11 protein-coding genes and 3 tRNA genes are annotated in these 12,588 nt (G+C 66.8%); 7 read left to right on the plus strand and 7 right to left on the minus strand.

Features of this window, described 5'->3' with window-relative positions; genetic code table 11:
• Positions 1–101 precede the first annotated feature (101 nt).
• From AUL32_RS03470 to AUL32_RS03480, 3 genes are all read left to right on the plus strand, one after another.
• Entirely contained in the window at positions 102–1,400 is a 1,299-nt protein-coding gene (locus tag AUL32_RS03470) for an RsmB/NOP family class I SAM-dependent RNA methyltransferase (protein ID WP_062111854.1), read from the plus strand.
• Positions 1,397–1,849 carry a TspO/MBR family protein gene (locus AUL32_RS03475; RefSeq protein ID WP_062111787.1) on the plus strand — a complete coding sequence of 151 codons (453 nt, stop codon included), beginning with the start codon at positions 1,397–1,399 and terminating at the stop codon, positions 1,847–1,849. Before AUL32_RS03470 ends, AUL32_RS03475 begins: the two co-directional genes overlap by 4 nt.
• Before the next feature lie 170 nt (positions 1,850–2,019).
• Positions 2,020–2,661, plus strand: a complete 642-nt coding sequence (locus AUL32_RS03480) for a 5'-methylthioadenosine/S-adenosylhomocysteine nucleosidase (RefSeq protein ID WP_280137552.1) — start codon at positions 2,020–2,022, stop codon at positions 2,659–2,661.
• A gap of 34 nt (positions 2,662–2,695) precedes the next feature.
• On the opposite strand, the gene AUL32_RS03485 is transcribed toward AUL32_RS03480, so the two are convergent.
• Positions 2,696–4,060, minus strand: a complete 1,365-nt coding sequence (locus AUL32_RS03485; protein WP_062111791.1) for an esterase-like activity of phytase family protein — start codon at positions 4,058–4,060, stop codon at positions 2,696–2,698.
• 156 nt (positions 4,061–4,216) lie between these two features.
• On the opposite strand from AUL32_RS03485, the gene guaA reads away from it, so the two are divergent.
• Positions 4,217–5,773: a glutamine-hydrolyzing GMP synthase gene (gene guaA / locus AUL32_RS03490; protein ID WP_062111793.1), complete on the plus strand. Its 1,557-nt coding sequence runs from the start codon at positions 4,217–4,219 to the stop codon at positions 5,771–5,773.
• A gap of 290 nt (positions 5,774–6,063) precedes the next feature.
• Here the strand turns inward: guaA and AUL32_RS03495 are convergent, their stop codons facing one another.
• On the minus strand, positions 6,064–6,966 hold the full coding sequence (locus AUL32_RS03495; protein ID WP_062111795.1) for a LysR family transcriptional regulator: 903 nt from the start codon (positions 6,964–6,966) through the stop codon (positions 6,064–6,066).
• Positions 6,967–7,071: 105 nt separating this feature from the next.
• Between AUL32_RS03495 and AUL32_RS03500 the strand changes: the two genes are divergently transcribed.
• The gene (locus tag AUL32_RS03500) at positions 7,072–8,097 is read left to right on the plus strand and encodes a zinc-dependent alcohol dehydrogenase family protein (RefSeq protein ID WP_062111796.1); all 1,026 of its coding nucleotides are present in this window, start codon (positions 7,072–7,074) and stop codon (positions 8,095–8,097) included.
• Between the two features lie 353 nt (positions 8,098–8,450).
• On the opposite strand, the gene AUL32_RS03505 is transcribed toward AUL32_RS03500, so the two are convergent.
• The 4 genes from AUL32_RS03505 to cpdR all read right to left on the minus strand — a co-directional run bounded on the left by AUL32_RS03505 (position 8,451) and on the right by cpdR (position 9,423).
• Positions 8,451–8,525 (minus strand) — tRNA-Val (locus tag AUL32_RS03505).
• A 128-nt stretch (positions 8,526–8,653) separates the two neighbouring features.
• A tRNA-Val gene (locus tag AUL32_RS03510) sits at positions 8,654–8,728 on the minus strand.
• A 186-nt stretch (positions 8,729–8,914) separates the two neighbouring features.
• Positions 8,915–8,989, minus strand: a tRNA-Val gene (locus tag AUL32_RS03515).
• Positions 8,990–9,057: 68 nt separating this feature from the next.
• The gene (gene cpdR, locus AUL32_RS03520) at positions 9,058–9,423 is read right to left on the minus strand and encodes a cell cycle two-component system response regulator CpdR (protein WP_019996719.1); all 366 of its coding nucleotides are present in this window, start codon (positions 9,421–9,423) and stop codon (positions 9,058–9,060) included.
• Between the two features lie 154 nt (positions 9,424–9,577).
• On the opposite strand from cpdR, the gene AUL32_RS03525 reads away from it, so the two are divergent.
• On the plus strand, positions 9,578–10,486 hold the full coding sequence (locus AUL32_RS03525; protein ID WP_082659234.1) for an N-formylglutamate amidohydrolase: 909 nt from the start codon (positions 9,578–9,580) through the stop codon (positions 10,484–10,486).
• A 111-nt stretch (positions 10,487–10,597) separates the two neighbouring features.
• Complete coding sequence (hisN, locus tag AUL32_RS03530; RefSeq protein WP_062111798.1) at positions 10,598–11,377, plus strand: histidinol-phosphatase; 780 nt, start codon at positions 10,598–10,600, stop codon at positions 11,375–11,377.
• Between the two features lie 19 nt (positions 11,378–11,396).
• Here the strand turns inward: hisN and AUL32_RS03535 are convergent, their stop codons facing one another.
• On the minus strand, positions 11,397–12,452 hold the full coding sequence (locus AUL32_RS03535; RefSeq protein ID WP_192847419.1) for an alpha/beta fold hydrolase: 1,056 nt from the start codon (positions 12,450–12,452) through the stop codon (positions 11,397–11,399).
• Between the last annotated feature and the right edge of the window lie 136 nt (positions 12,453–12,588).

A 12,588-nucleotide genomic window follows, 5' to 3' on the forward strand; every position in this document is an offset into this window, starting at 1 on the left:
CTTTTTGCGTGCGCGGGTCTGCGCTCCGAAACCCTTTGCGGCTTGTGATCGTGCTCGGGCGAAACTACCAAGCATGTCTGACGGAGAAGGAAGGAGCCATCATGCGGCTTGGCGGGCGGATCGCGGCGGCGGTCGAGGTGATCGAGGACATGACGGCACGCCGCCGTCCCGTGGCCGATGCGCTGAAGGACTGGGGCCTCGCCCATCGCTTCGCCGGTTCGGGCGATCGCTCGGCCATCGGCAACATGGTCTACGACGTGCTGCGCCGACGCCGCTCGTTGGCGCATCGCATGGGCAGCGAGGCGCCGGCGGCGCTTGTCTTTGGTGCGGTGCTGGATGCCGGCGTGGCGCCCGAGCAGCTACGTTCCGCTTTGGAGGGCGACCGGTTCGCGCCTCCGCTCCCCTCCGACGAGGTGCTCGCGCGCTTCCTGTCGCCTGCGAGCCTCGAAGGCGCGCCGGAGGCCGTGGCTGCCGACGTACCGGATTGGCTCGCCGCGCCGCTTGCCGCCTCGCTCGGGACGGATTGGGTGCGGGAGGCGCGCGCCTTGTCGGACCGCCCGCCGCTCGACATGCGCGCCAATCTCCTGAAAAGCACGCGTGAGGAGGTGCTGTCCGAACTCGCGCCCTTCGCGGCCGCGCCGACGCCGCTGTCGCCTTGGGGGCTTCGCATCGCGCCGATCGAGGGGGAGGGGCGCCATCCCAACGTTCAGGTCGAGCGCGGCTTCCAGACCGGCTTGTTCGAAATCCAGGACGAGGGTTCGCAGATCGCGGCGCTGCTCGCCGGTGCGGCGCCCGGCAGCCGCATTCTCGACTATTGCGCCGGGGCGGGCGGCAAGACGCTGGCACTCGCGGCCGCGACGGGCAACGCGGCGGAGATCCACGCCTTCGATGCCGACCGGCAACGCCTCGCACCGATCTGGGATCGTCTGGCGCGCGCCGGCACGGAAGGGGTGACGGTTCATGCCCCGCGCGACGATCTCTCGCCCCTTCACGATGGCATGGACCTCGTCCTTGTGGATGCGCCCTGCACCGGCGCGGGCACGTGGCGCCGCCGGCCCGACGCCAAGTGGCGCCTGTCCGAAAGCCAGCTGCAGAAGCGAACCGAGGAACAGGACAAGGTGCTGAGCAACGCCGCGCGTTTCGTGAAGCCCGGCCGGCGGCTGGCCTATGTCACCTGCTCGGTGCTGCGCGAGGAGAACGCCGCGCGCGTCGAGGCTTTCCTCTCGCGTGAGCCTGGCTTCCGGCTGGCCGATGCCGAGACGATCTGGCGCGAGCGACTGCCCGAAGCCGCTGCGGCCTATCATGCCGAACGGATCGGCGAGGGCGCCGTCCTGACGCTCACCCCGCTTCGCTCAGGGACAGACGGGTTCTTCTTCGCCATGCTGGAGCGCACGGCGTGAAGGCGCTGGCGAGCCTGATCGGCTTCCTCTTCGTCTCGGTCGGCGGCGGTTTCTGGATCGGCCAGATCGCCCGGCCGGACGGCTGGTTCCGTCATCTCGCAAAGCCCTGGTTCAATCCGCCGGATTGGCTCTTCGCGCCGGTCTGGAGCGTGCTCTACGTTTTGATCGCCGTCGCCGGCTGGCGCGCGTTCCGGGCGGGCAACGGCAAGGCGCTGACGGCCTGGATCATCCAGATGGCGCTGAATTTCCTTTGGCCGCCGCTTTTCTTCAACGCCCATGCGACGCTGCCGGCGCTGATCGTGATCCTCGGGCTTCTCGCCGCGATCCTGATCTTCCTGGCGCGGGTCGGCACGCGCGATCGCGTCGCCTTCTGGTGCTTCGTCCCCTATGCCATGTGGGTGAGCTACGCCACGCTGCTCAACGCCGCGATCTGGCGGATGAACGGATGAGCGCGGCGCTTAGAGTGCCTAACGAAACCTCTGGGCGGAGGACGGTCGAGGGATTTTCGGCCGAGGACGAGGAGCGAAGCGCAGTCGATGCCGGCGGCATCGGCGAGCATTCGCGACGACGCCCTCGACGGAAAGACCCGACCAGCCGACCCCACGAGGTTTCGTTAGGCATTCTCATCCACGCCGTCGAGACCTGGGGTGGGCGACGCATCCTTTTCGTCATGGCGGCTCCGCCCGAATACGGCCCCGAGCTTCAAAGCCGCATCCGCCCGCTCATGACCGGCATCGGCCCGATCGAGGCGGCGCTGGAAACGGGCATCGCGCTGCAGGGTCTGGCCGATGCCGATGGTCTGCCGCATCTCGTGGTCTCGCTCGGCTCGGCCGGCTCGCGGCTGCTGGAGCAGGGCCGCGTTTATCAGGCGTCGAGCGTCTCCTGGCGCGATATCGACGCCTCGCCGCTCGGCTTCACCAAGGGCGTGACGCCTCTGATCGACCATCCCGTCGCCGTGCCGCTGGCGACCCCGCTGCCCGGCTGGCCTTCTGCACGGCTGTCGACGGGCGGCAACGTCGTCTCCGGCCTCGGCTACGACACGATCGACGCCGACATGGTGGACATGGAGACCTTCGCGGTCTGGCGCGCGGCGCATCGCTTCGGCGTGCCGCTCCTGGCGCTGCGCGGCATTTCGGACGGCGCCGAAGAGCTGCGCCATTATGGCGACTGGGCCGCCCTCCTGCCGCAGCTCGACCGCGAACTGGCGCTCGCGATCGACGCTTTGCGGGCCGGCCTCGAAGACGGCTCTCTGGAATTTTAAGTCGCCGGAGGCTGTGCACTTCCGGCGACAAGTCTCACTTGGCCTTGAGGAAATCCCCGACCTCGAGCTTCACGAACTCGTTGTCGTCCGCCTTGTCGAGCGCGCGTCCGGCGGAGAAGGGGTAGTTGTTGTCGTTCGCGACGATGATGTGCGTCTCGTCCAGCCGGTCGACATTCTCGATCGTCACGAAGGGCATGTCGTAGACGCCTTCGAGCGTGCCTTGTTTGGCGACCCCTTTCGGGTCCTTGATGTCGAGGAGATCGATATAGCCGATCTTGCGCACGGCCTTCCCGAGATTGGCCTCTGTCATCTCGATCTTGGTGATGCGCTTCAGCTTGGCGGGCGTCGCGAAACAATCGGGCTTCGGGTCGCCCTTGCAGGCCTGCGACGCGCGGCCCGCGCCGTTGTCGCGCTCGATCACCAGCGCGGTGGTCTCGTCCAGCATGTTGAAGTCGCCGATCGCCGCGCCGCCGGGGCTCAGCGGATAGAGCCAGAACCGGCCGGTCCACTCGCCCGACTTCGAATCGAACTCGCCGATTCGCAGCGCGGTGCGCCCGTCCTCGGTCTTCTCGCTCGCGCCCTCCTTATAGAGTGGGCCTTCCAGAAGGCCGTAGAGGCGAGAGCCGTCCTTGGCCATGGCCAGACCCTCGAAGCCGCCGGAGCGCTTGAGGTTGAAGGCGGGGAGGGGCTTGGTCGGGTCGCCCGGCAGGCTCAAAGCGGGATGGTCGGGCGAGCGAACCGCGACGTCGCCCATCTTCGTCTCGTGAACCGAGAGCAGCTTGCCGGTCTTGTCGACATGGATGAGATAGGGGCCGAACTCCTCGCCGATCCAGAACCCGTCCTCTGTCGGCTGGATCGACTCGATGTCGAAATCGGCGCCCGTGAGATAGCGCTTCTCCGCGCCTTCCAGCACGATCGGGAAGGGCGCGACATGGTCGGGGTCGGAGAGGAAGATCGTCTCCAACCGCTCCACGCCGCCCTTGTGCCAGTCGATCCGAAGCTTGTGCAGCATCAGCGCGGCGTCGCTGGAATTGGCCTTGGTGCCGAAACCATTGTCGGACAGGCTCCAGAACGTGCCGTCCGGCATGGCCTTGATGCCCGAGAATCCCTGCAAGGCCTGTCCATCCACCGGCAGCGCGCCGCCGGTCGGGCGCACGCCGTCCATGCCGGGCACGCTGCCGAGCTGGGTGGTGCGCTTGCGGTCGGGCGTCGTGAACTTGCCGGCCTGGCGCAGATGCTCGGGCGCGTCGGCCGGGGCGGGAACCAGCGAGGCTGCCGGCAGGATCGCCTGGGCTTCCAGCGTCGCCGGGAAGGCGCGACCTTCCAGCGCCTCGTCGGCCATGGCGGGCAGCGGCGCCAACGCAACGAGCGCGGCGACGGCGGTGAGAATCGATTTCATGAAGCATCTCCGATGGCAGCAGGACTGCCGGGAGAACAGCGCCAGAGGGTGACGGCTCGGCTACGAAATGGCGACGCTTGCATGACAAAAACGGTCCCGCACCCGCGTCGGGGCGGAAGGGCTTGCCTTTTGCCGCGCCTTATCTAGAAGTCCGCCATGACCCAGCACCTCGATACCATCCTCATCGTCGATTTCGGTTCCCAGGTCACGCAGCTCATCGCGCGCCGCGTGCGCGAGGCCGGCGTCTATTCCGAGATCGTGCCCTTCCAGTCGGCGGAAGACGGCTTTCGCCGGTTGAACCCCAAGGCCGTGATCCTGTCGGGTTCGCCCGCCTCGACCACCGAGGAGAACGCCCCGCGCGCGCCGGACGTCATCTTCTCCTCCGGCGTGCCGGTGCTCGGCATCTGCTACGGGCAGCAGACAATGTGCGCCCAATTGGGCGGCAAGATCGAGGGCGGGCTGCACCGCGAGTTCGGCCGCGCGTTCCTCGAAGTGCAGAAGTCCTCGCCCCTCTTCGACGGGATCTGGGCCGAGGGCACGCGCCATCAGGTCTGGATGAGCCATGGCGACCGCGTCACCGCGCTGCCCAAGGGTTTCGAGATCATCGCGGCGTCGCCGGGCGCCCCCTTCGCCGCCATCGCGGACGAGGCGCGGCGCTTCTACGGCGTCCAGTTCCACCCCGAAGTCGTCCACACGCCGGACGGCGCCAAGCTCATTTCCAACTTCGTCCACCGGATCGCCGGCCTGAAGGGCGACTGGACCATGGCCGCATTCCGCGAAAAGGCGGTCGAAGAGATCCGCGCCAAGGTCGGCTCCGCCCGCGTCATCTGCGGCCTGTCGGGCGGCGTCGATTCCTCGGTCGCGGCGGTGCTGATCCACGAGGCGATCGGGGATCAACTCACCTGCATCTTCGTCGACCACGGCCTGCTTCGCATGGGCGAGGCGGAGCAGGTGGTCGGCATGTTCCGCGACCATTACAACATCCCGCTCGTCCATGTTCAGGCGCAGGACCTCTTCATCGGCGCGCTGGAAGGCGAGATGGACCCCGAGGTCAAGCGCAAGACGATCGGCCGCCTGTTTATCGAGACCTTCGAGGCCGAAGCCAAGAAGATCGGCGGCGCCGATTTCCTGGCGCAGGGCACGCTCTATCCCGACGTGATCGAAAGCGTCTCCTTCACCGGCGGCCCGTCGGTGACGATCAAGTCGCACCACAATGTCGGCGGCCTGCCCGAGCGCATGAAGATGAAGCTGGTGGAGCCGCTGCGCGAGCTCTTCAAGGACGAGGTGCGCGAGCTCGGCCGCGAGCTCGGCCTGCCCGAGCAGTTCGTTGGCCGCCACCCGTTCCCCGGCCCGGGGCTTGCCATCCGCTGCCCCGGCGGCGTGACGCGCGAGAAGCTCGACATCCTGCGCCAGGCCGACGCGATCTATCTCGACGAAATCCGCAAGGCCGGCCTCTACGACGCGATCTGGCAGGCCTTCGCCGTCCTTCTCCCCGTGCAGACGGTGGGCGTGATGGGCGACGGGCGCACCTACGAATTCGTCTGCGCCCTGCGCGCGGTCACCTCGGTGGACGGCATGACGGCGGATTTCTACGCCTTCGATATGGAATTCCTCGGCAACGCCGCGACCCGTATCATCAACGAGGTCAAGGGCATCAACCGCGTCGTCTACGACGTGACGTCGAAGCCGCCCGGCACGATCGAGTGGGAGTGATTCCCGTCCGCGCGGGCCCTGTGGGCTGAGAGGAGTTGAGCCATTCGTCGCCTGACGAGTGGCTTGGCGGGGGCCGACTTAGAGGCCGCTGCCGAAAACTGGCATCAGGGCGGCGTAGCGTCCTCTCCATCGAAACTACGATGGGGAGGATAGATTCGCATTGAAACCTTTGGCGTGTCCTGGTTTCGGCGACGGCTCGCTGCCTCGCGACGTTCTTACCGCCAAGTGCGATCGGATCGTCGGCCCTGCGGATGTCGCGGGGACACGTCCGCGCGAATATCGCCTATCGGCTAGAGTTCCGCGCTTCCCGGCAGCGCTTGCGCGAGGGCATCGATCGCGAAGCGCACGCGCAGGGGCAGATGCGGCGTTTCCGGCCAGAGAGCATGGGTCGCGAACACCGAGCGCGGCACGCTTTCCAGAAGCGCGACGAGCGCACCGCTTCGCACCCGATCCCGGATCAGCCAGCAGGGAAGCCAGGCGAGGCCATAGCCGGCTTCGGCCGCATCGGCGATCGCCTCCAGATCGTCGAATCGCAGTCGGTTCGGCGGGGTCAACTCGCGTAGACCGTCCGCTAGGGGAAACTGCCAAGCCTTGATCCGGCCGGCACGGCCGTAGACGATCGCCTGATGGGCGGCGAGATCGCCGAGGCTTTCGGGCCGTCCGCAACGCGCGAGATAGGCCGGCGAGGCGCAGATAGTCATGCGCTGCAGGCTGACGGTGCGCGACATGAGGCCGGTGCCGTCGCCGATCTCGCCATTGCGGATCGCCAGATCGAAGCCATCCACGATCAGATCCACCTGCCGGTCGCTGAAGGAGAGTTCGAGTTCGAGCCGGGGATGCTCGGCCGCCAGCCGGGTCAGAACGGGCGCCACGCAGCGCCGCCCGAAGAGAACCGGCACGGACACGCGCAGGCGCCCGGCCGCCTCGCGCCGCCCTGAATCCAGGGCGGCCTCACCAGCGCGCAGCTCGTCCAGGGCGCGCACGCAACGCTCGTAATAGACCTGCCCGTCTTCCGTGAGGCCGAGGCTGCGCGTCGTGCGATGAAACAGGCGAACGTTCAGCCGGGCTTCGATCCGACCGATCGTCTTGGCCACGGCGGAGCGCGTCAGATGCAGACGTTCGGCGGCGGCGGCGAAACTGCCGGTCTCCACCGCCGCCACGAAGGCATCCAGTCCGTTCGTCATCTCACTCATGATTGTCGCCCATTCGGAACCGATACGAAGAAGAGATATCCGCGCTGGGGACGACACGTCAACGATAGGATACCGGTTGTGGAATCACGACGAAGGAACCGAGCGATGACGGCGATGATGCAGCGTTGGGAAATGGATGGGATCGGGTCGGAGCGGCTGGTGTTGAGGGAGACGCCGAGACCCGAAGCCGGTCCGGGCGAGGTGTTAGTCAAGGTGGCGGCGGTTTCTTTGAACTACCGCGACAAACTCGTGGTCGAGGGCGGCATGGGCCTGTCGCTCGCCTTTCCGTTCACGCCTGGGTCCGATCTCGCAGGAACCGTGCAGGCGGTGGGGCAGGGGGCGACGCGCTTTGCTGCTGGCGACAGGGTGATCTCGACCTTCGCTCCGGGTTGGATCGACGCGGCGCCGCTCGGCAATGCGCGCGTGCCGCCCTACAAGACCCTTGGCGGCATTTATCCCGGGGTTTTGTCGCAATATGTCGCCTTCCCCGAAGACTGGTTCGTGCGCGGGCCGGAAACGCTGAGCGACGCCGAGGCCAGCACCTTGCCCTGCGCCGGCCTCACGGCCTGGTTCGCGCTGGTGGAGCGGGGCCGGGTGCAGGCCGGCGAGACCGTCCTGATCGAAGGCACGGGCGGCGTCGGCCTGTTCGGCCTGCAGATCGCCAAGGCGCATGGGGCGCGCACGATCGTCGTGTCCGGCAGCGCGGAGAAACTGGTCCGTGCCAAGGCGCTGGGGGCCGATATCGGCATCGACCGGTCCGCCGAGGATTGGGTGGAGGCGGTCTATCGCGCGACCGACGATGCGGGCGCCGATCATATCCTGGAACTCGTCGGCGGCGCCCATCTCGGCAAGGCCGTTCAGGCGGCGGCCATCGGCGGGCGCATCTACCAGATCGGGGTTCTCGATGGGTTCGAGGTCTCGGCCCCGGCTGGTCCGCTCATGCTGAAGGGAGTGACGATTCAAGGCATCGGCGTCGGCCACCGACGTGCCTTGGAGGATCTGGTCGCGGCGGTCGATCGCACCGGCCTCAAGCCTGTGATCGACAGGACCTATGCGCTTGCCGACCTGCGGGACGCGCTCCGGCATCTCGACCGAGGCGCCTTCGGCAAGATCGTGATCGATCTGACCTGAGAGCCACATTCGAAGAGCGGGAAAGCCGCGTCGTCGTCGCCTTTGTCATCCCGTCTGGAAGAGGCGCCGGTATGGCAGGGGCGATGGCGTTTTTGAGACCGAGTCTTCGGTGGGGAGCGTGAGCCCGTGAGGATCTCATTCGACTGATGGGCAAGAATAGCTTGTCGGCCTGCTGATACGACCTGCCAAGCCCTGCGAACGGGGAGGGGAAGTTCGTCTCGGCCGAGGCTTCTAAGTTGATGAGCGTCGAGCTTAACGATAGATGGCGTCGGCCGGCCGGCGCCACAATTGAATTTGAGGCCAAGCCGAAATCGGTTCAACGACCAAATTCAAAGAAAGGGAGTTGGCTCGAATGGTGGGCGTGACAGGGATTGAACCTGTGACCCCTACGATGTCAACGTAGTGCTCTCCCGCTGAGCTACACGCCCATTCGATGGAGCGCATAGACCATGTTCTCGGTCGGTCGTCAAGAATGCGGAGAGGCGAAAAAAGCCGCCCGGATCCCTTTTAGACAAAACGCATGTCGGATTTTTGAAGGCTGGTGGGAAGCGTCGAATGGTGGGCGTGACAGGGATTGAACCTGTGACCCCTACGATGTCAACGTAGTGCTCTCCCGCTGAGCTACACGCCCATTCGACGAGGCGGATAAACCATGTTCGGCCTGCGTCGTCAAGAATGGGAATGGACGGAAAAGGGGAGAAGGAGAAGGCGCGAAATGCGCCCGTTACCGATGCTGCAACGCGCGGTTCGCTTGGCTACCATAGTACTAGGGAAGCCTGAAAGAGGCTTCACGTCGACCGGCTTTGGATGGCTCGAATGGTGGGCGTGACAGGGATTGAACCTGTGACCCCTACGATGTCAACGTAGTGCTCTCCCGCTGAGCTACACGCCCATTCGATGACGCGCTTAGGCCATCTTGCGGCGGCGAGGTCAAGTGATTCCCGCCGCCTTGCCGATGCCTCAGGCGGCGTCCTGCAGCATCTTGCCGACCTCCTCGACCAGCTCGCGCAGGTGGAAGGGCTTGGACAGGATCTTGGCGTCCTTGGGGGCCTTGGAGTCGGGGTTCAGCGCCACGGCGGCAAAGCCCGTGATGAACATGACTTTCAGGTCCGGGTCGAGCTCCGTGGCGCGGCGCGCCAGTTCGATCCCGTCCATTTCCGGCATGACGATGTCGGTCAGGAGCAGCGAGAAGGGCTCCTCGCGCAGCCGCTCGTAGGCCGATCCGCCATTGTCGTAGGCCGTGACCTCGTAGCCCGCCTTTTCCAAGGCCTTGGCGAGGAAGCGGCGCATGTCGTTGTCGTCTTCGGCCAAAAGGATTTTGTACATTCGTCCATGTCCGTCTGCCGGGTGAGCCCGGATGGAAGCCCGTATCCGACGATCCTTTTAGCAGATTGCTTAAACAAGGGCTAAATGGAATGTTCAGGAGGCTTTGGGACCTTATATTCGACCAGGAAGGCTTAAGAAAGGGGAAGGAGCGACGTTGCAGACCGCCATACCGAGCTTTGAAACGGCGGCCGGCCCGTGCCCAGCCTTCGAGATCGTCGAACCTGTCGATCAGACGCTTCCCTTCGTCTTCTGCTCGCCCCATAGCGGGCGGGCCTATCCCAGCGATTTCGTGGCGCAGAGCCGGCTCGGGCCGGACGCGATCCGCCGCTCCGAGGACCTGTTCGTCGACCAGCTCTTCGACTTCGTGCCCGCGCTCGGCGCGCCCTTTCTTCTGGCGCGGTTTCCGCGCGCCTATCTCGACGTGAACCGCGAGCCCTACGAGCTCGACCCGGGCATGTTCGCCGGCGCCTTGCCCGACTTCGCCAACTCGGCCTCCGTGCGCGTCGCCGGGGGGCTCGGCACCATTCCGCGCATCGTCGCCGAGCGCGAGGAGATCTACCGCGCCAAGCTGCCGCTCGCCGAGATCGAGCGGCGCGTCGACGGTATCTACTTTCCCTTTCACGAGGCGCTGGAAGGGCTGATCGAGCGCACGCGCCGCCGCTTCGGCTTCGCCATCCTGGTGGACTGCCATTCCATGCCCTCCTCGGTGCGGCTGATGCCGGGCGGGCGGCGGGCGGACATGGTGGTGGGCGACCGGTTCGGAACCAGCGCGCTGCACGCCTATGTCGCCATGATCACCCAGCGCCTCGGCGCGATGGGTTACGAGGTGACGCGCAACAAGCCCTATGCCGGCGGCTTCATCACCGAGCGCTACGGCCGGCCCAGGCGCGGCGTCCATGCGATCCAGATCGAGATCAACCGGGCGCTCTACGCCGACGAGGCGGCCTTCCTGCCGCATGAGGGGTTCGCGGCGCTGCGGCGCGATCTCTGGAGCCTCGTCACCTGCTTCGCGGACGAGGTGGAAGCCGGCTGGCAGGGCGAGACGGCGGCCGCTGCGGAGTAAGGTAGCGAGCGGGTTCGCCGCTCTCAGCGCGTTCCGCGCGTCCGGCAGCCCCCTTGGCCTTGCGGGGCAAGCTGAGTCATATGGGCGGCGCCTCAGCCGAAGGATTCGTCCATGCAGCTTCCCGATGCCGACTTCCTGTTTCGCCTCGCCGACGTGGCGGCCAAGGAAACCTTGCCCCGCTTCCGCCAGCCGCTTCTCGTCCACAACAAGCCGCGCGAGGGCTACACGTTCGACCCTGTGACGGAGGCTGACCGCGAGGCTGAGAAGGCGATTCGCCGTGTGATCGAGGAAAGCTTCCCCGCCCATGCCATTCTGGGCGAGGAGTTCGGGCGCACGGGCGAGGGCGATCTTCTCTGGGTAATCGATCCCGTGGACGGAACCCGGCCCTTCATCTGCGGCGTGCCGGTCTGGGGCACGTTGATCGGGCTGACGGTCCGAGGCGTCGCGCAGTTCGGGATCATGAGCCAGCCCTATACGGGCGAGCGCTTCTGGGCGACGCCGGAGGGCGCGTGGAGCGACGGGCCGCTCGGCCAGCGAACATTGCAGGTGCGCGATGTCGGCGGCCTGGAAAGCGCCACGCTGTTTTCCTCGGCGCCCGAACTGTTCAAGGACCCGTTGAAGGCGCGCTTCCAATCCCTTGTGGATCAGGTGCAGCTGACGCGATTCGGCGCCGATTGCTATGCCTTCGCCATGCTCGCCTCCGGCCATGTCGACATCTGCGTCGAGCCCGGCCTGCAGCCCTACGACATTGTCGCGCTGACCCCTCTGGTAGAGAAGGCGGGCGGCGTCATCACCACGTTCAGCGGAGATCGGCCGGAAGAGGGCGGCGACGTCATCGCCGCCGCGACGCCCAAGCTGCATGAAGCGGCGCTGCGCATCCTGAACGGCTGAGCCGCCTTCGCTCCCAGCCTCAGTTGGCTCCGGCGGGAAGCGCTGCCACCAGCGCTTCTTCCACCAGCGCCGTATCCACGGCCGGCTCGGGAGGCCGCACCCGCGGCAGGGCGGAGTCGAGAAAGGCCTCGAAGGCGGAGAGGGTCGGCTCGCGAAAGCGGTCGGCCTCCTGCAGCAATTCGTGGCGGGCGCCCGGCACGCGCAGGAAATGCCCCGAGCGCATGCGCCAGGCCAGGCGCTCGGCGGTGCGTTTGGAAACGATGCGATCGGCCCCGGCCGCGATGAAGAGCGTCGGGATGCGCATCCGGGCGATGCGGTCGGAATCGTCGAGGCGCCGCTGCGCTTTCAGGACGGCCCGCAGCCAGGAGGCCGAAAGCGAATCGACAAAGAGATCGGGCGCCGCGATCTGAATCGCGAGATTGCGCTCGAAGCGAGCGCGGTCGGAGGTCAGCGGATTGTCGGCGAGGCTGGCGCCCGGCTCGATGCGGCGGGCGCGGCGCAGCGGCACCCGGCCGAGCCCCGCCCAGTGCAGCGAGCCGGCGAGGAAGCCGATCAGCCGCGTCTTGAAAGCCGAGCCGGGCAGGCCGACGAAGGGCGCGAGCAGCACCATGCGCTCCACGCGCGGCTCCAGCCGTTCCATCGCCGCGAGCGCCACCAGCCCGCCCATGGAATGAGCAAGGATCGCGTAAGGGCCTGGGCAGCGCGCCAGCACGACCTCCGAGAAGACGCTTAGGAGATCGTCGGCGTAATGCCCGACGCGCGTGACGTGGCCGACCGTCGGGCTGCGCGTGCTGCGGAAGGACCGGCCCTGGCCGCGCCAGTCGAAGGTCGCGACGCAAAAGCCGAGGCGGTTGAGATCCCGCATCGTCTCGAAATATTTCTCGCTCGCCTCGTTGCGCCCCTGAAGCAGGATCACCGTGCCACGGCTTGGACCGCCCTCCGCTCCGAGCGCCAGCGCATAGCGCAGGCGGCGCTCCCGGCCGAGATCCAGGAACCCGAACTCGACATCGGTGGGCGGCGGATTGTCCGGCGAGCCGACGAAGGGCGCGGCCAAGGGAGCGGAGGTTTCGGACACGAGATGACACTCCCTTCGAACGGCCATGCCGCCCGCCGCAACCAGGCGGGACGCCCGAAGCTTATAGCCAGGCCGAAGGGGGAAAGGCGAGGGCGTGAGGGTGGGGCGATCTCCCTCGGCGCGGCGTGGGTGCGCA

The sequence above is a fragment of the Aureimonas sp. AU40 genome, assembly GCF_001463785.1.
Taxonomy (GTDB): domain Bacteria; phylum Pseudomonadota; class Alphaproteobacteria; order Rhizobiales; family Rhizobiaceae; genus Aureimonas.

Bases quoted from the DNA above. Each gene is read 5' to 3' on its own strand.
- AUL32_RS03470 (WP_062111854.1), top strand. From the start codon at position 102: ATGCGGCTTGGCGGGCGGATCGCGGCGGCGGTCGAGGTGATCGAGGAC.
- AUL32_RS03485 (WP_062111791.1), bottom strand. From the start codon at position 4,060: ATGAAATCGATTCTCACCGCCGTCGCCGCGCTCGTTGCGTTGGCGCCG.
- guaA (WP_062111793.1), top strand. From the start codon at position 4,217: ATGACCCAGCACCTCGATACCATCCTCATCGTCGATTTCGGTTCCCAG.
- AUL32_RS03495 (WP_062111795.1), bottom strand. From the start codon at position 6,966: ATGAGTGAGATGACGAACGGACTGGATGCCTTCGTGGCGGCGGTGGAG.
- AUL32_RS03500 (WP_062111796.1), top strand. From the start codon at position 7,072: ATGACGGCGATGATGCAGCGTTGGGAAATGGATGGGATCGGGTCGGAG.
- cpdR (WP_019996719.1), bottom strand. From the start codon at position 9,423: ATGTACAAAATCCTTTTGGCCGAAGACGACAACGACATGCGCCGCTTC.
- hisN (WP_062111798.1), top strand. From the start codon at position 10,598: ATGCAGCTTCCCGATGCCGACTTCCTGTTTCGCCTCGCCGACGTGGCG.